The following is a 17880-nucleotide window of genomic DNA, read 5'->3' as shown; positions in this document are numbered from 1 at the left end:
AAGTTATACCACTACTTTCTCCGGCTGAGCGGCACTGATCTCCAGCCCGATCTGCTCGGCCAAGAACTCGGCGTCGCGCGCAACGGATGCGAAGCGGCCCGAACCCCAGGTGTGCTGCCACGGCAGGCCGAGGAAGTAGAGGCCGGATACCGCCGTAACGCCGCGGTTGTGCGTCGGGTGTCCTTCACCGTCGAACGCGCCCACCCTCAGCCATCGGTAGTCGGTACGAAAACCGACGGACCAGACAACCGCCGTGATGTCCGAGCTCCCCAGGTCCAGTTCGGTCGTCTCCTCCTCGGGGCGCCAGACGGGAACGTAGCGCTCCTCTGTGGGCGCGTCTATACCCTCGCGCTCGATGTAGGCGTCGATGTTGTCCTTGATGGACTCGGCGACGGCATCCGCAGCGTCGAGGGATATTTCGAGTGTCGGCGCGAACTGCAGAACCCCGTCCTCTACGCCCAGCAAGCGTCCGTAGAGCTGCATTCCCTCGGCGGCGAATGCGCGCAGGTCGATGTCTCGACCACCGTCGCGACCTGTCACGTAGTGATTCGTGTTCTCGCGTTTTCCGACGCCACCGGGCTGATCCTCGATGGAGACATCGTAGACGCCCATGTCGTGCAGCCAGGCCACACAATCACGGCCGCGATAGAACCGGGCGACGCGGGGCGCCGTTCCCGCGACGAGGTGCACCCGTCGACCCTCGATGTGAAGATCCTCGGCGATCTGAGCTCCCGACTGGCCGGTTCCGACCACAAGCACGTCACCGTCCGGGAACTGATGCGAACCGCGGTAGTCCGAAGAGTGGACCTGCAGGATCTCCTTCGGCAGCTTCTCCGCGAATCGTGGAATGGTCGGAATGTGGTAGCCGCCGACCGCGACGACGATCTGATCGGCGTGCATCGGTCCGGCGGTTGTCTCGAGATCGAAACCGTCCAGTCCCTGAAGCACGCTCGTCACCGAAACATGCTCGCGAACCGGCGCATCGAAGCTATCCGCATACCGCCGGATGAAGTCGTACACCTCGTCGCGCTTCATGAAGCCGTCGGGATCGTCGCCGTCGTAGGCGAATCCGGGCAGGGCGCATTGCCAGTTCGGGGTTACGAGGGTGAAGTTGTCCCAGCGGGAGTCCTTCCACTCGTGTGCGATGGTGGCTGCCTCCAGTACGACGTGTTCTATCCCGCGCTGAGTCAGGTGCCAGCTGATCGACAGACCTGCTTGACCTCCGCCTACGACGATCACAGAATGGCTCTCGCTCATAGCAACTCGGCTCCCGACATATTCAGGACACGGACAGCGCCTGTCGCGTAACCGGCACCGACCTCGTGAATTTCTTCCATCTGTTGCGCGGCGGACGTGCACCGCATTCCGAACTTCGCCAGCACCCGATCGCTAGCTACCGTCAACGCCTCCGAAGTCAGCTTCACGAACTCCTCGACCGGATATTCCGCGCCCGGCGTCAGGTAGTCGTGCATCACCAGGGAGGGCGAGTAGCAGGACTGCTCACGTCCGTCGGGCCACTGCACGAGAAATTTCATCTCAGGCATGGATCGGCTCCCGGTCGTTGTCACGGGTGATGGTCTTGTACACCGACGGACGACGGTCCCGCAGGTTGTACATGCCGCCGCCGCGCGCGGCTGCCATCAGCCCTTGGACATCGACCGTGGCCGTCGCCAATCCGGGTTCGACGCCCGTGCCCGCGAGAATTTCACCGCCGGGTCCGACGATCTTGGCGCTGCACACGAAGCGCAGCGATCCGAAGGTCCCTGCTTGATTGGCGGCCACCCAGACAACCTGGTTCTCGAGTGCACGAGCGCGATCGTAGATGTCGAAGCGTTGCTTCCACCGGTCGTCCTCCATGTCGTCCACCGTCGCGGTGCGGGCCGTCGGCCACGCCGAGATGGAGGTGATGATCTCGGCGCCATCGAGCGCGAGTTCCCTCGCTGCCTCCGGAAATCCCTTGTCGTAGCAGATTTGCATGCCCATTCGCCCGACCGGAGTGTCGAACGCCGAGAACGTATCCCCTGCGTCGTAGCAGAGGTTCTCCCCGAGCGGCTGATGTACCTTGCGATACGAACCGAGGATCCCGCCGCCGTGTAGCGTGACCGCGGCGTTGTAGCGGGTGTCGCCGTCCTTCTCGCAGAATCCGAGGGTGATCACCATGTCACCTGCCATGTCGATGACCCGCTTCAGTTCCGGTCCGTCGAGCTCCAGTGCAGGCGGCAGACTTTCGAGCCTGCGCTGACGCGCTTCCTCGGATTCGTCTCCGCCGCCCAGACTCGGCAGGTAGCCGCCGAGGCAGGCCTCGGGTAGCACCAGCAGCTGGCTTCCGCGATTACGCGCTTCTTCGAGCAGTGCGGCGATGGTCCTGTATCCCTGTTCCATGTCGCGGCCGAATTCGGCTGCGGCAACGGAGATGGTGACCGTGTTGGTCGGGGTATTCATGCTTCTCCCAATCCGGTCACGCTGGACGTGACCGCGCAAGTGGTGATTCCGTCGGGCCACCGCAGTGCGACGCCCGGAATGTCGGTGAGCTGTCCGCATACTGCGGATACTGCAGGTCCCGATGGCGCCAGCTCGGCGTCGGGACGGTCCGCGGTGATCATGGCGAACCCTGGAAAACACGTTATCCACTCACCCATCGATGCAGCGTCGGGCTTCGGAATGGAGGCGACGGTAAGAACTGCTCCGGTTCCGCACGCCTCGGCGAGCATTCCGGTGGTGCCCGCGAGGCCGGCCATCGAGATGTCCTTGGCGGCTTTCGGCGCGGTGCGGGCGACGAACGACGCCATCGACCTCAACTCGTCCGAATTGCGCCTCGACGACGAATCCCATTGCTGTCCCTGGTATCCGCGACGCCAACCACCTTCGACGTCGGCGGTCAGGGTCAACACGTCACCCGCAGAGGCACCTCCGGCTCGTACCGGACTGGCGGTGCTCCCGAGCGCGGTCACCGACAACGACGACGGCACTCCTACCTGGGTGTGGCCGCCGAGCACCGGCACCTGCCATGCTTGCGACGCGTTGGCCAGCCCCCGGATGATGCGAGTGAGCCTGGACTGCGTCGGAGCGCCGACCGAGTCGAGCATTCCAACCGCTCGGGCGCCCATCGCGGACAGGTCGTTGAGGTTGACCAGTGCTGCGCACCACCCTGCCCATTCAGGATCTCGGTCGACCATCGACGGAATGATCGCGTCGCACGCTGCGATGATGTCGCTACCCGGGACGGGAACTCCGTCGTCGCCGCGAAATCCTTTGGCGCCTAGCCCGAGAGGCTGCCCTTTCAGCGGTGCCAACACACTCGCAAGCATCGCTTTGGTCGACTCGACCAGCCTTTCGATCCGATCGATGGGCCAGTACATCGCGACGTGGGGCGCGCCGTGGATGTCGACGTCCGTGCGCCTGATCCAGCCGAGGGACGTGAAAAGTCTTTCGTTTCTCTTCTGAACCGTTGCGTCGAAACGCAGTACGCCGTGTCCTTCGGCATGAGCGCACGCGGCTCGGACCAACGCGGGTCCGACCCCGGACGTTCGGGCCTTCGACGAGACGACCAACCGGCTCCCCGCCCACCAGCCCAGATCTACCGATGTGCGGGGCGCCAACCGAACTCCGCCCAGCATGGTTCCGTCCGGTGCCATGGCAACGAGCACCACAGCACGGGGATCGTCGTCGACGTCGTCGTGATCGGACCCAGCGAAAAGTCCTTGTTCCTCGACGAAGATGTCTTTCCTCATCCGACGGTACGCGGCCAGTTCTTCTGCGTCCGAGCACGGTTGAATCAGAAAAGCCGATGTGGCTGTGGCAGTGCCGGACAAGCCGGCGAGGTCGCTCGCATACATCAGCCACCCGCGTTCTGCAGCACGCTGCACGCACCGCATGCAGCGCAACCGGCCTTCTGATCGGCGCCGAGCATCGACGCCGCTTGCAATTCCTTCGCGACCCTGCGGGTCACGTTCTCGAGCACGTCACGGTTCGGCGCCACCGCGTGATCGACGTCCACCGCAAGCGTTCCTCCCAGTGGCCGGAACGGAACGACGAACGGATAGACGCCCATCTCGATCAGTTCGGCTGCGCCCGAGACCAATTCGTCCGGATCCTCCCCGAGCCCGACCAGGATGTACGTCGAGACCTGGTTACGCCCGAACACCCTTACCGCCTCTTTCCATGCGGCCCGGTATTCGTTCATGGATACCGACGCCTTGCCCGGCATCCACCTGCGTCGGACATCGTCGTCGAGAGATTCCACGTGTATGCCGATGGACTCGGCCCCGGCGTCGTACAGGTCGGTGATGGTCTGCAGATCTCCCGGAGGCTCGCACTGAACCTGGATGGGCAGCTGCGGGACCACGGCCTTGATCGCCTTGACGCACCGCGCGAGGTGGCGTGCGCCTCGGTCCTTCGCGGCGGAGGTTCCGGTCGTCATGACCATCTGTGTGATGCCGTCGAGCCGGACCGCGGCTTCGGCGACCTCGGCCAACTGCGCCGGAGTCTTGACTGCGATGGTGTCGCCCGCCTCGAGTGACGCCTCGATGGAGCAGAAGCGGCAGCGTTGGTCGGCGTCGTACCGAATGCACGTCTGCACGACAGTGGTTGCCAGAACACTGGATCCGTGGAGTTTGGCGATCTTCTCGTAGGCGATTCCGTCGGCGGTATTCAGGTCGTAGAACTTCGGTCTGTCGATCGCTTGGACGTCGAGCCCGATGTCGGATCCGTCGAACAAGATCCTTCCCTCTTCGAGAACGTACGGGCTCAACGGGTTTCGGGGGATGGCGGCGCCGAGGCCGTCGATACGAACATGCCCGTCGTCGCTGGGCCCGGCGCCGGCCGTTCTGTTGACCGGTGGCGTTCCTCGCACTCCGAGCAACGCCAGGTCGACACGCGTGCTGACAGACATCGCCGACTCCTAGACCATGTAGGTCGAGTTGATGATGGCGCCCTTGCGTGCGTAGTGGATGAGCGCGTCCTGCACGTCGAGCGGATGCGCGGGGATGACACCCTCGATCAGGTCCTCTTCACGGCCGCCGTGGAGGGCAAGACCGAATCGGCAGCAGAACACCGTTCCGCCCTCCGCGATGAACGTCGCGAGCGAGTCGTTGATGTTCTGCTCGCCCGGGAATCCGGAGTCGCCGGTCGTCGGGAATCCCCGTGTTGCAAGGCAGTTGATCGCGCCTGGGCCGTAGAAGTACATCGCCGACTCGAAACCCTTACGAAGCGCGCGCGTGGCTTGCAAAACTGCTACAAAGCTCACCGAGGACTCGTGGGCTATGCCGTGCACCAGGGTGAAGTAGCTTTCGCCGTTCTCTGCCTTGTAGTCGGGAAAGATCTTGGTGGAGCCGTAGATGTTGCTGCCCTTGGGAAGTGACGGGTGCGGGATCTCGCCGAGTGACTTGGCGATGTTCTCGGCGATGGCGTTGTCGATATCAGACACGTAGTGCTCCTGTGATGAAAAGTTACCGAATGGGGTCTCGAACAAGGGTGGACGGGCGTTGGCCACCGGGAGAGAAGAATTCGTAGCCGACGTCTTCTTCGGCCATGTGACAAGTACAAGCCCCAGCCATTTCCGATTGGTCACGTCTGGAATAACGGACTGTTTCGAAGGCCTCACAGCATTCTCGATCGCGGCCCCGATACCCTGGGAAGAGTCCGCACCACCGTCAATGTCAGTAAGAGGAATCGATGATCGGCGCCGTCACCGGCTTGCTGTACGTGATGTCACTCGTCGTCGGCGTGTGGGTTCTCGCCAAATTGGCGACGAACAAGCCGGTGCTGTTGAAGAACACGTCGGATCGGGCTCTGTTCTGGACCATCTCGGCAACCGAGGCCGTCGTGCTGCTGCAGGCGATCATCGGGTTCGTTCTCATGTTCACCAGCGACCGAGAGATTCATCGGCTCACGTTCGGTGCATATCTGATCGGCCTGCTCTTGCTACTTCCAATCGGCACGTGGTGGTCGCTGGGCGATCGCTCCCGCGGCGGCACCGCGGTACTCCTCGTCGCCGTAGTCACTCTCGCAGCCATGGTGCTGCGCCTCAGCCAGATATGGGCCGGATATGCCTGATTCCTCGATACCGCGCGACACCTTGCAACAGGCAACGCGCACCGGTTTCGGTCGCTTCCTGATCGCGGTCTACGCGGTGTTCGCGGTGGCGGCCACGTCGCGTTCGATCGTGCAGTTGACGACTCGGTTCGACGTTGCGCCGTTCGCGTACATCCTGTCGGCGGTGGCTGCCGTCGTGTACATCGTCGCGACGGTCGGGCTCGCGCGCGCAACCGAGGCGTCGCGCAGAGTGGTGACGGTCTCCTGCGTCATCGAGCTCGTCGGCGTCCTCGCCATCGGAGCTCTGAGCTACATCCAGCCCGACGACTTCCCCGACGCGACGGTGTGGTCCCACTTCGGTCAGGGATACCTCTTCATCCCGGTCGTACTCCCCATCGCCGGGTTGTGGTGGCTACGCCGGACGGCCGGTCTTCCGCGCTAGTGGCACGATAGTGCGCCATCCAGGGCACTTAATCGCGCCACTGGGGGCGCCTACTTCAAGGCCGCGAGGTTCGCGACGGACTTCTTGACGTCGGTGTCCAAGGCCCGTGCGACGACTTTGCCGACAGGGCCGAACAGCACACCCCCGCCGAAGTCGGCGTCGAGGGTCAGTTCGGAGCCCGAGGGACTGTCGCGAACGTGGATCGTCATCGAGATCTTGATTCCGCCCTTGCCTCGGCCGGACATTTCGATCAGCTCGGGTTCCTTGTACTCGGTGAAGGTCCACTGAATGGTGTTCTTGAACCCCTTCACCTTCACGAGGGATTCCACTTCGGTGCCCTTCTGAATCACCTTCGGCGGCGGACTGCACCAGCCCCCGTGAATGGTCATCCATTCGTCGAAGCGGTCGAGCGCCGACGCTTTGTCCCACGCACCCTGCGGGTTCTCGGGCATCTGCACGGTCACACTGATCGTCGCCATACCTACCATCATGTCCCACCTGCGCGCTGACCAAACTATGGTGACGATCATGGCGACGCTCGACATCGGCGGCCGGAAGGTTTCGGTCACCAACCTCGACAAGGTTCTGTTCCCCGAGGCTGGCACGACAAAGAGCCAGGTCATCGAGTACTACACGGCGATTGCGTCCGCAATGCTTCCCCACGTCGCCGGCCGGGCCGTGACGCGGAAGCGGTGGCCCAACGGCGTCGACGAGTCGTCGTTCTTCGAGAAGAACCTGGCCTCGTCGGCGCCGGACTGGCTCGACCGTCGGGACATGCAGCATTCCGATCGGGTGGTGACGTATCCGCTCTTTTCGACCGTCGCCGATTTGGCCTGGCTCGGTCAGCAGGCAGCCATCGAGGCACACGTTCCACAGTGGCGATTCGACGGGAACACCCCCGGACCGGCAACCCGGATGGTGTTCGACCTCGACCCTGGCGACGACGTCGACCTCGATCGCTGCGCCGAGGTCGCGTGCGAGATCCGCGACCTGATCGCCGAGATCGGCTTCACTTCATTCCCCGTCACCAGCGGTAGCAAAGGAATCCACCTGTACGTCCCTCTCGAGAAGCCGTTGACGACGACGGGTGCATCCACCGTCGCCAAGCGGGTTGCCACCCTTCTGGAGGAACGGTCCCCTGACCGCATCACCGCAACGATGGCGAAAGCGAAGCGGACGGGTCGGGTGTTCGTCGACTGGTCGCAGAACAACGGTAAGAAGACGACGGTTGCGCCGTACTCGATGCGCGGTCGCCCCGAACCGACCGTCGCTGCTCCGAGGTCGTGGGAGGAACTCGAAGCCTCGGGCCTGAAGCAGCTGCGCTTCGAGGAGGTCCTGGAGCGTTTTGCAGATCAGGGCGACCTGCTCGCGGATCTGGACCCTCCGCTCGAGAGATCGGAACCCGACAAGCTCAGCAAGTACCGCAGCATGCGCAGCGCGTCGAAAACTCCGGAGCCTGTCCCTGCCGGCGCAGAACCTCGCGGGAACGACGACACGTTCGTCATCCAGGAACACCACGCCACGCGATTGCACTACGACTTCCGACTCGAACACGACGGCGTCCTCGTCTCGTGGGCGGTCCCGAAGAACATCCCCGATGACCCCAACCAGAACCGCCTCGCCGTCCACACCGAGGATCATCCGCTGGAGTACGCGAGCTTCGAAGGCAGCATTCCGAAGGGCGAATACGGCGGCGGCGAGGTGACCATATGGGACGCGGGCACTTACGAACTGGAGAAGTGGCGCGACGACGAGGTGATAGTCGTACTGAACGGCGCCAAAGCTCAGGGGCGCTTCGCGCTCATCAGAACCAAGGGCAATCAGTGGTTGATGCACTTGATGAAAGAGAAGGCGCAGAAGACCGCGAGTGAGCTCCCCACCAACATTTCACCGATGCTCGCGACGGCGGGGGACGTGAACGATCTGCCCGACGGTGACTGGGCGTTCGAGGGCAAGTGGGACGGGTTCCGCGTCATCGCGCGTTTCTCGCACGGGGACATGAAACTGGAGTCGCGCACGGGCAAGGACCTGACGGACCGGTTCCACGCATTCAGCGCTCTCGCCGAGGATCTCTCCGAACACGAGGCCATTCTCGATGGCGAAGCCGTGGTCTTCGATTCGGACGGGACCACGAGTTTCGAACTGCTGCAAAGTAGTTCAGGCAAGGATGTGCGCTTCGTCGCGTTCGATCTGCTGCACCTGAACGGCACATCGCTGGTGAAGAAGAAATACTCCGATCGACGACGCCTCCTCGAACTCCTGACCACCGGCCTCGACTCGGTGCTCGTACCCGACGTCCTGACCGGCACCGCGGAAGAAGCACTGGCGACGAGCGTCGAGCGTGGCTGGGAGGGGATCGTCGCCAAGCGCGTCGACTCGATCTACCAACCCGGTCGACGAGCCAGGACCTGGATCAAGACGAAGAACTGGCAGACCCAGGAGGTGGTCATCGGCGGGTGGCGGCGTGGCCGCGGACGTCGAGGCGGCGGACTCGGCTCACTACTCGTCGGCGTCCCGGGCCCCGACGGTCTCCGCTACCTCGGGCGGGTGGGAACCGGGTTCAGTGACCGGGCGCTCGACTCCCTGGCGTCCGTACTCGGACCACTCGAAAGCAGCGAATCCCCCTTCGCCGAGCGGCTTCCCACGGCCGATCGGGCAGATGCGGTGTGGGTCACACCGGACCTCGTCGGCGAGGTTCGATTCTTCGAATGGACCGACTCGATGCACTTGCGTCACCCCAGCTGGCGGGGCCTTCGTGACGACAAACAACCGAACGATGTCGTGCTCGAGAGTGATCCCTAGGCGACTGGCGATTACGCGCGCTGTTGCCCTAATATCAGGTCCTGCGTACCCTTCGCTTCACCTATTTCTGGTCATGTAACGAGCGGGTCGGTTTTTTCTATATTGCTTTCGGTGGGGTATCGAAAATCAGCGAGCTTCGTTCGTTGAACGAAGTTGTCGGGAGGGAATTCACGTCATGCGCGCACTCAAATTGGTTGGTGCTGCCGGGCTCACGGCAGTAGCCATAGCTTGTTCGGCGGTGATCGCAGCCGGGCCTGCGGTTGCCAATCCATTGGAGCCGACGCCCATAGCGGACGTGTTCTACGCACCCGTGCCGGATCTCGAGGCCAAGAACCCAGGCGACATCATCTCGAGTCGCCCGATGCCGCCGCCCGCCGGCTTCTTCGACACCGACGTGTGGCAGATCCGGTTCCGATCGACCAACTCGGCCGGCGACCCCATTGCTGCGGTGACGACGGTCTTCTCACCCAGGAACAAGGTTCCGGGCGGACCGCTCCTCTCCTACCAACACATCATCAATGCGCTCGGCCTCGAGTGCGCACCGTCGCAGGCCCTGTGGACGCAGGATCCGAACCTGATCATTCGCGAGGCTCCCGCACTCATGGTGGCGTTGCAGCGCGGCTGGACGGTCAACATGGCCGACCACCTCGGGCCCACCAGTGCGTACGGCGCCGCGAAGCTCGGCGGCAAGATCGTTCTCGACAGCATTCGAGCGGCCCAGAGGTTCGACCCGCTTCAGGTTCAGCAGAGCCCGGTGGCGTTGGCCGGATATTCCGGCGGCGGCATGGCGACTGCGTGGGCCGCTGCGTTGCAGAACGAATATGCACCAGAACTCAACATCGTAGGCAGTGCGTCGGGCGGTGCTCCGATGAACATGGAGCGCATGGCACGCGACCTCGGTTTCAATCCGCACCCGGTCTTCGGTCTGGCCTTCGCAGCTGCGCTCGGTCTCGAACGCGAATACCCGACGCGCATTCCGATCAGCGAGCAGCTCAACCCTCTCGGTCAGCAGATGGCGGCGGAGCTCCAGAACGCGTGCACCAACGACATCATCGCTGTCGGCGCAGGCAAGAGCGCACTGCAGGTGGCCAACTCGACCGATCTGATCAACAGCCCCGAAATGGTCGCAGCCGTCAACGAGAACAGCGTCGAGCTCTACTCCGGAGTTCCGAAGGCACCGTTCTTCGAGTGGCACAGCCCGACGGACGCGCTCATCCCGGTCTCGGCCATCAGCAACACCGTCGCCCGCTACTGCGCGGCTGGGGTGCCGGTGACGGAGCTTCTCGTTCCCAGCAACGATCACCTCACGGCCGCAGTGCTCGGCCTTCCCCAGGCTCTCGAGTGGATCGACGCACGTTTCAAGGGCGTTCCCGCTCCTAGCAACTGCTGAAGGACTTCTTAACCGGACCTTGAATGTTTCATTAGTTCAAGGTCCGGTTAGCCTTACCTCGCACCGATCGTCAATGCGAGGAGTTCGTCAGTGCGTACCAGTGTTCTTCGATTCGCCGCAGGCGCGGCAGCGCTCACCCTGTTGGCAGGGTGCTCATCCGACGACAGTGCGTCGTCCTCCGATACAACCGACTCGTCCGGGGCTTTCCCCGTCACGATCTCGCACGCGTTCGGTGACACCACCATCGACAGCGAGCCGTCCAACGTCGTCACCATCGGTTTCAACGAGCAGGACTTCGTTCTTGCGCTCGGTGTGAAGCCGGTAGCGACCCGCGGCAATCTCAGCTACGACTACCGTCAACGCCCCTGGGCACAGGAAGCCCTCGGCGGCACCGAGATCCCCGAGGTCGGCACCACCGAGCTCAATCTGGAGCAGATCGCGCAGGCGGGCCCGGACCTCATTCTCGGTCCGTACTCGTACATCGACGAGGGCCAGTACGGCCAGCTGTCGGAGATGGCCCCGACGATTGCCGACATCGGCGGATACAGCAACGTTCCCGCCGCGACGTGGCAGCAGGAATTCGACGTGATCGGCAGGGCGCTCGGCAAGGAGCAGGAAGCCGCCGACCAGACCGCCACATTGGAGCAGAAGTTCCAGACGGCGCAGGACAACAACCCGCAGTTTGCCGGTAAATCACTGGCTCTGACGTTCGTCCTCGAAGACGGGAGCTACATGATCCTCGGAGCCGACGATCTCCGAGCATTGTTCTTCCAGGATCTCGGTTTCGAGATCCCCGAGAAGACCGAGATCGTCAGCGTCGAGGGTCTCACTCAGATCAGCCCGGACGTTATCGTCGTCGGAGGTCAGGACCGCGACCAGCTGAACGCCAACCCACTGTTCGCCCAGCTGCCCGCCGTCGCCGAGGACCGGACCGCCTACATCGGTTCCTTCGACAAGGACCTTCCCTCGGCCCTCGGATACTCGAGCCCGCTCTCGCTCGACTACGCAATCGACGGTTTCACGCCAATGCTCGCTGCAGCGGCGGACAACGACCCCTCGACGGTGGTTCCCGCTCCCTGACCAGGTCACTCCGCAGGCTGCGCTCCCGCTCCCTGACCAGGTCACTCCGCAGGCTGCGCTCCCGCTCCCGCCGCCTGACTGAACTGAGTTCGATGGAGCTCCTCGTAGCGGCCACCCGCTGCGAGGAGTTCTTCGTGTGTTCCGCGCTCGACGATTTCACCGGCTTCGACGACGAGGATGACGTCCGCTGCGCGGATGGTCGACAGCCGATGCGCGATGACCACCGAGGTCTTCCCCGCGAGTGCCTCGCTCAACGCCGCCTGCACTGCGGCTTCCGAGGTCGAATCGAGCGACGCGGTCGCCTCGTCGAGAATGACCACCCGCGGCCTGGCGATGAGCAGCCTCGCGATCGTCAGTCGCTGTCTCTCCCCGCCGGAGAGTCGGTACCCACGCTCGCCGACGACGGTGTCGAGACCGTCGGGCAACGATTTCACCAGATCTTCCAGACGCGCCCGTCGCAAGGCGTCCCACACTTCGGTGTCGGTCGCGTCGGGTCGGGGCAGCACGATATTGGCGCGAACGGTCTCGTGGAACAGGTGTCCGTCCTGTGTCACCATCCCTACAGCACCACGAATCGACTCGGCAGTCACATCTTTCACGTTCGTGCCTGCCAGTCGGACAGCGCCGCTGTCGACGTCGTACAGACGGGCGATCAGTTGCGCGATGGTCGACTTTCCGGCCCCCGACGTTCCGACGAGCGCCACCATCTGACCGGGTTCCGCCCGGAAGGACAGCCCATGGAGCACCTCCTCTCCGCCTCGAGAGTCCAGCGACGCGACCTCTTCGAGTGAGGCGAGCGAGACTTTGTCCGCTGACGGATAGGCGAAACGGACGTCGTCCAACTCGACCGATACCGGCCCGTCGGGAATCGCCTTGGCATCGGGCTTGTCCTGGATGAGCGGTACGAGGTCCAGCACCTCGAATACCCTCTCGAAGCTGACCAGCGCGCTCATCACCTCGACCCGTGCGCTGGCAAGCTGGGTGAGCGGCGAGTACAGGCGGGCCAGCAACAACGACAATGTGACGACCGAACCCGGATCGAGTTGCCCGCGCAGCGCATAGAAACCACCGAGCCCGTAGACCACGGCCAGCGCGAGAGCCGACACAAGTGTGAGGGCGGTGACGAACACCGTCTGCACCATGGCGCTTCGGACACCGATGTCTCGCACCCTTGATGCGCGGAGTGCGAACTCGTCCGATTCGACATCCGGTTGCCCGAACAGCTTGACCAGGGTCGCGCCAGGAGCAGAGAACCGTTCGGTCATCTGCGTGCTCATGGCCGAGTTGTGCGCGGCAGCCTCGCGCTGCAGACGAGCGAGACGACGACCCATCCGGCGGGCAGGGAGGACGAAGACCGGAAGCAGCACCAGCGCGAGAAGCGTTACTTGCCAAGAAATTCCGATCATCACCACGAGCGTCAGCACCAGCGTCACGAGATTGCTCACGACGCCGGACAACGTGTCGCTGAATGCGCGCTGAGCGCCGATGACATCGTTGTTGAGACGGCTGACGAGCGCGCCCGTGCGCGTTCTGGTGAAGAACGCGATGGGCATTCTCTGGACGTGATCGAACACGGCGGTGCGAAGATCGAGGATCAGGCCTTCGCCGATGTTCGACGACAGCCACCGGTTCAGCAATCCGAATGCCGCGTCGACGACGGCGATGGCCGCGATCATCAGCGACAGGCGTAGCACGACGGCGAAGGGGTCACCGTCGACGATGGCGTTGACCACGCGCCCCGCCAGCACCGGCGTCGCCACCGCGAGGACGGCGAGCACGATGCTGAGTAGGAGGAATCCAAATAATTTACGACGGTGCGGCTTCGCGAACTCCAGTATCCGACGGGCAGTCACGGCCGAGAACGATGTCTTTTGCGACGACGCGTTCATCGTTCGGTACATCTGATTCCAGGCCGTGACTTCCATACTCATGACCCCAACGCTAGAACCTCGACGTAGGTGGAGGTCAAGCGGCAGCCGCCTCCGTCGTCGCATCCTCCAATGCGAGGGCGATGATGTCGGCGACATCCGTCATCGGACGCACGTCGAGAGCGTCCAGGACCTCGGCAGGAACGTCGTCGAGATCGGGTTCGTTCCGTGCGGGGATGAACACCGTCTTCAATCCCGCACGTTGCGCGGCAAGCAATTTCTGCTTGACGCCGCCGATGGGCAGGACGCGCCCGTTCAAGGTCACCTCGCCCGTCATGCCCACATCGGACCTCACCGGCCGGCCCGTGGCCATCGACACGAGGGCCGTCACCATCGTCACGCCCGCCGACGGTCCGTCCTTGGGGACTGCACCCGCCGGAACGTGCACGTGGATGCTGCGCTCCAGAGCTTCCGGATCGACGCCGAATTGTGCTGCATGTGAACGCACGTAGGACAGCGCAATCTGCGCGGACTCCTTCATGACGTCCCCGAGCTGGCCCGTCAACGCCAATCCGGGCTTCCCGTCGGTGGATGCAGCCTCGATGAACAGGACGTCACCACCCAGACCGGTAACCGCCAGACCCGTTGCCACGCCCGGTACTTCCGTCCGCTCATGGGCGTCCGGGGTGAACCGCGGGCGACCGAGGAAGTCGACCAGTGCAGGTTCGTCGATCCGTAGCGCGTCCGGTGATGTCGCCAGCTTGGTCACAGCCTTGCGTAACGCCTTGGCCAAGAGCCGTTCGAATTGACGCACACCGGGTTCACGGGTGTAGTCGGCCGCGATCTTGCGAAGCGCATCGTCGGTGACATCGACTTCCTCGGACGTCACTGCAGCCCTGTCCAACTGACGTGGAAGCAGGTAGTTGCGCGCGATCGCCACCTTGTCGTCCTCGGTGTACCCGTCGATCGTGACGAGCTCCATACGGTCGAGCAATGGCCCCGGGATCTGTTCGATCACATTGGCAGTGGCCAGGAACACCACGTTCGAAAGATCGAGGTCGAGATCGAGATAGTGATCGCGGAACGTGTGATTCTGGGCGGGATCGAGAACCTCGAGCAAAGCGGCGCTGGGGTCACCGCGATAGTCGGAGCCGACCTTGTCGATCTCGTCGAGCAGCACGACGGGATTCATCGAACCGGCTTCACCGATGGCACGGACGATGCGTCCAGGTAGCGCACCGACATACGTGCGACGGTGCCCACGGATCTCGGCCTCGTCGCGCACGCCACCGAGTGCGACGCGAACGAACTTGCGGCCCAACGATCGTGCGACGGATTCGCCGAGGGAGGTCTTGCCAACCCCGGGAGGGCCAGCCAACACCATGACAGCACCCGAACCACGTCCACCCACCACGTTCATGCCGCGTTCTGCGCGGCGTGCCCGGACTGCCAGAAACTCGACGATGCGATCCTTGACATCGTCCAGACCGTGATGATCGGCGTCCAGAACCTCGCGCGCAGCGGCGATGTCGGTCTGATCCGTCGTGCTGGTATTCCACGGGAGTTCGAGCACGGTGTCGAGCCAGGTTCGTATCCAACCGGATTCGGGACTTTGGTCGCTGGCGCGTTCGAGCTTGCCGACCTCGCGCATTGCGGCCTCGCGGACATTGTCCGGCAGATCGGCCGACTCGACGCGTCCGCGGTAGTCGTCGGCGCCGTCGGGTTCGTCCTCGCCCAGTTCCTTCCGGATGGCAGCAAGTTGCTGACGCAGCAGGAATTCCTTCTGGGTTTTCTCCATGCCGTCGCGAACATCGCTGGAGATCTTGTCGTTCACCTCGACTTCCGCGAGGTGGGATTTGGTCCACCCGATCAGAAGCTCGAGACGTTCACCTACATCGGGGGTTTCGAGCAGCTGACGCTTCTGGACGTCGGTCAGATATGACGCGTACCCGGCGGTGTCGGCAATGGCACCGGGGTCGGTGAGCTTGTTCACCGAATCGATGACCTGCCAGGCGTCACGCCGCTGCAGCATGGCGACGACCAGTTGTTTGTAGTCGTTGGCTGCGGAGAATATTTCGTCGGTGGCCACGGCGTCGTCGACAGGTTCGGCTTCGACCCACAGAGCTGCACCTGGGCCGCTGACCCCGTGCCCGATGTGCGCACGTGTCTCGGCCTTCAGCACGGCCGCGGGCTCTCCTGTGGCGAGTCGACCCATCTGCACGATGGATGCCACGACGCCGTAGGAGGCGTATCGGTCCTCGAGACGGGGCGCCACCAGAAGTCGTCCGTCGTCGGATGCCTGGGCAGCGTCGACGGCGGCGCGGGCAGCCTCATCGAGTTGAACGGGTACAACCATGCCCGGAAGCACGACGGGATCGGTCAGGAACAGGACGGGTAAACGAATGGGATCGGACATTACTGGACCTCCAGGGAGTTGAGCTATGACGACTCAACTTCTTTTCCGTCAGCGGTGTTCCCCGAGGTCGCAATGTTCTCCGTGGGCGGAATCAGTGCTTGCGCCCGTCGCACTACTCGGCGACGTCGCGGTTCGTGGACAGTATTCGGTCGACCTCCTCCCGTACGGCCACGTGATGGAAACGCCTCAGATTCGTGCCCTCCGCGACTCGCTCGGCTAGCTCTTGGAACAGCTCGAGGGTCGTCGACAGAGCCCGATCGCTGTCGCCGCCGAACGTAGCCCAACACCCCAGGAGACGAGCCTGTATGTCACTGTCCATCCACTGACGCATTCGCGTGCCGAGGAAACGCACATCGCGTGCCGTTCCGTACCGGATGTTGTGATCCCATTCGATCATCCTTAACAGCTCGGCCTTGAGGTCGCCGTCCCGCGACATGACGGACCATGGTTCGTCCCGAACGATCGCCTTAGCTGACATCAACGCAGCCGCCGAAGCCCAGTTGCAACACTCGTCGAACGAGTCCTGTTGTGGAAGTTGGGGTTCGATCGGATGTATCGCGAAAGTCTCTGTCAGACCATCCTTGTCGAGTAGCACCTCGAACGGCCTATCGTAGTGCCCGCATCCTTCGTTTGCGCCGATCAGCGTGAAGTCGAGCTTGCCGCCTGCGTAGTAGACCAGTCGCGTCGGCTCGTCGTCGCCGTTCTCCAATCGTTCGACAGCAAGGACCTCACCGAGTTCGCTCCACCACGAATCGTCCTCTTCGAGCGGAGCAGTGTCCCGAACGTGAAGCTCGACATCCCGGTCCGACAGCGGATGCTGCTCGTGCGTCGCGGCGGATCCAGTGAGAACGACGGCTCTCACGTTGACGTTCTGCGTCGCCCAGCTCAGAAGGGTTCGGAGGGCGATCTCATAGTCCATGAGCTAATTATTCGGGACTGCTCGACAGCTGCGCGTCAGCTGCTGCCAGCGCCTGATCGAATTGCCGGATCCGCTCGTTCTCGTGATCGCGCGTCCACACCAGCGTCAAGACGGACTCCTCGATGCCCGTCACCGTAAGAAAAGCCAGCGAATGGCGGTCGTATCGCTCGGTGCACGCCAAGCACAGCAGCATTCCGCCTCGTCCTGCTCTGGTAGCGGTGATCGCTTCCTCCATGGTCGCCACACTGCGGGTCCTGGTAGGGATTCCGGCAGGGGTACGTGCAGGCGTCTGTGCATTCTGCCAATACATCGGGGCGTCGCTCTCGACGGTGTAGAGCGGAATGTCGGCCAAGTTCTCGACCGACATGACGGACTGACTCGCGCTCGCGTGGGCCGCACTCAGTGCGAGCATCACAGGCTGCCGGGAGAAACTGTGTCCGAGTGCAAGGTCGGCTTCACGGACGGGCATCAGCACCACGGCAACATCTACCTCGTGACGCCGCAGAGCACCGAACGGGTCGGACAGCGGTATTTCTACGAGGGTCAGTTCACAGCCCGGGTTCCATTCCTCGAACCGTCGGACTGCGTCCAACACGATGTCGTTCGGTGGGCCCTGAAATCCAAGCCGGAGCCGGCCGCCGGCGGCATCTTTCGCTCGATCGGTCACGTCATCGAGTACCGACCGCAGATCATCGAGTACCGGCACGAGTGAGGTGTAAAACTCTTGTCCGAGAGGAGTCAGCCGGACACGTCGGCTGGTTCTTTCCAACAGGCGTCCGCCGATCCTTTTCTCGAGCGACTGCAGAAGTTGACTCACCCGTGCCTGAGACAGGTACATCTTCTCGCTGGTGCGGCCGAAATGTAGCTCCTGTGCCAGGCATACGAACACTTCGAGTTCGCGGATCTCGACTGCCATGGCTCTTCGGTCCT

16 protein-coding genes are annotated in these 17880 nt (G+C 63.2%); 5 read left to right on the top strand and 11 right to left on the bottom strand.

Features of this window, described 5'->3' with window-relative positions; genetic code table 11:
* Positions 1–3: 3 nt before the first annotated feature.
* The 6 genes from D8W71_RS05095 to D8W71_RS05070 are packed head-to-tail and all read right to left on the bottom strand — an operon-like array spanning position 4 to position 5425.
* Complete coding sequence (locus D8W71_RS05095; protein ID WP_121111559.1) at positions 4–1257, bottom strand: MSMEG_0569 family flavin-dependent oxidoreductase; 1254 nt, start codon at positions 1255–1257, stop codon at positions 4–6.
* Complete coding sequence (locus D8W71_RS05090; RefSeq protein ID WP_121111557.1) at positions 1254–1544, bottom strand: MSMEG_0570 family nitrogen starvation response protein; 291 nt, start codon at positions 1542–1544, stop codon at positions 1254–1256. The genes D8W71_RS05095 and D8W71_RS05090 overlap by 4 nt, the downstream gene beginning before the upstream one ends.
* Positions 1537–2442 carry a carbon-nitrogen hydrolase family protein gene (locus tag D8W71_RS05085; protein ID WP_121111555.1) on the bottom strand — a complete coding sequence of 302 codons (906 nt, stop codon included), beginning with the start codon at positions 2440–2442 and terminating at the stop codon, positions 1537–1539. The genes D8W71_RS05090 and D8W71_RS05085 overlap by 8 nt, the downstream gene beginning before the upstream one ends.
* Positions 2439–3875 carry an MSMEG_0567/sll0787 family protein gene (locus D8W71_RS05080; protein ID WP_121111553.1) on the bottom strand — a complete coding sequence of 479 codons (1437 nt, stop codon included), beginning with the start codon at positions 3873–3875 and terminating at the stop codon, positions 2439–2441. Before D8W71_RS05080 ends, D8W71_RS05085 begins: the two co-directional genes overlap by 4 nt.
* Positions 3836–4891, bottom strand: coding sequence for an MSMEG_0568 family radical SAM protein (locus D8W71_RS05075; protein WP_121111551.1), 1056 nt, complete (start codon positions 4889–4891; stop codon positions 3836–3838). The genes D8W71_RS05080 and D8W71_RS05075 overlap by 40 nt, the downstream gene beginning before the upstream one ends.
* A 9-nt stretch (positions 4892–4900) precedes the next feature.
* Positions 4901–5425, bottom strand: coding sequence for an MSMEG_0572/Sll0783 family nitrogen starvation response protein (locus D8W71_RS05070; protein ID WP_121118598.1), 525 nt, complete (start codon positions 5423–5425; stop codon positions 4901–4903).
* 248 nt (positions 5426–5673) lie between these two features.
* On the opposite strand from D8W71_RS05070, the gene D8W71_RS05065 reads away from it, so the two are divergent.
* Both D8W71_RS05065 and D8W71_RS05060 read left to right on the top strand, forming a co-directional pair.
* Complete coding sequence (locus D8W71_RS05065) at positions 5674–6054, top strand: hypothetical protein (protein ID WP_121111549.1); 381 nt, start codon at positions 5674–5676, stop codon at positions 6052–6054.
* A complete protein-coding gene (locus D8W71_RS05060; protein WP_121111547.1) occupies positions 6047–6475 on the top strand; it encodes a hypothetical protein in 429 nt (142 codons plus the stop codon). The genes D8W71_RS05065 and D8W71_RS05060 overlap by 8 nt, the downstream gene beginning before the upstream one ends.
* Before the next feature lie 50 nt (positions 6476–6525).
* Here D8W71_RS05060 and D8W71_RS05055 read toward each other — a convergent pair whose 3' ends face one another.
* The gene (locus D8W71_RS05055) at positions 6526–6954 is read right to left on the bottom strand and encodes a type II toxin-antitoxin system Rv0910 family toxin (RefSeq protein WP_201265255.1); all 429 of its coding nucleotides are present in this window, start codon (positions 6952–6954) and stop codon (positions 6526–6528) included.
* A 49-nt stretch (positions 6955–7003) separates the two neighbouring features.
* Between D8W71_RS05055 and D8W71_RS05050 the strand changes: the two genes are divergently transcribed.
* The 3 genes from D8W71_RS05050 to D8W71_RS05040 all read left to right on the top strand — a co-directional run bounded on the left by D8W71_RS05050 (position 7004) and on the right by D8W71_RS05040 (position 11747).
* On the top strand, positions 7004–9277 hold the full coding sequence (locus D8W71_RS05050; RefSeq protein WP_121111543.1) for an ATP-dependent DNA ligase: 2274 nt from the start codon (positions 7004–7006) through the stop codon (positions 9275–9277).
* A 175-nt stretch (positions 9278–9452) separates the two neighbouring features.
* A complete protein-coding gene (locus D8W71_RS05045) occupies positions 9453–10667 on the top strand; it encodes a lipase family protein (RefSeq protein ID WP_121111541.1) in 1215 nt (404 codons plus the stop codon).
* Positions 10668–10757: 90 nt separating this feature from the next.
* A complete protein-coding gene (locus D8W71_RS05040) occupies positions 10758–11747 on the top strand; it encodes an ABC transporter substrate-binding protein (RefSeq protein WP_121111539.1) in 990 nt (329 codons plus the stop codon).
* 41 nt (positions 11748–11788) lie between these two features.
* Here the strand turns inward: D8W71_RS05040 and D8W71_RS05035 are convergent, their stop codons facing one another.
* From D8W71_RS05035 to D8W71_RS05020, 4 genes are all read right to left on the bottom strand, one after another.
* Positions 11789–13678, bottom strand: coding sequence for an ABC transporter ATP-binding protein (locus D8W71_RS05035; RefSeq protein ID WP_121111537.1), 1890 nt, complete (start codon positions 13676–13678; stop codon positions 11789–11791).
* Positions 13679–13712: 34 nt separating this feature from the next.
* The gene (gene lon / locus D8W71_RS05030; RefSeq protein WP_121111535.1) at positions 13713–16031 is read right to left on the bottom strand and encodes an endopeptidase La; all 2319 of its coding nucleotides are present in this window, start codon (positions 16029–16031) and stop codon (positions 13713–13715) included.
* 112 nt (positions 16032–16143) lie between these two features.
* Positions 16144–16950, bottom strand: a complete 807-nt coding sequence (locus D8W71_RS05025; RefSeq protein ID WP_121111533.1) for an aminoglycoside 6-adenylyltransferase — start codon at positions 16948–16950, stop codon at positions 16144–16146.
* 7 nt (positions 16951–16957) lie between these two features.
* Complete coding sequence (locus tag D8W71_RS05020) at positions 16958–17866, bottom strand: LysR family transcriptional regulator (RefSeq protein ID WP_121118596.1); 909 nt, start codon at positions 17864–17866, stop codon at positions 16958–16960.
* Between the last annotated feature and the right edge of the window lie 14 nt (positions 17867–17880).

The sequence above is a fragment of the Rhodococcus sp. P1Y genome, assembly GCF_003641205.1.
In the GTDB taxonomy this organism is placed as follows: Bacteria; Actinomycetota; Actinomycetes; order Mycobacteriales; family Mycobacteriaceae; genus Rhodococcoides.
This window is presented reverse-complemented; position numbering and strand designations above follow the sequence as displayed.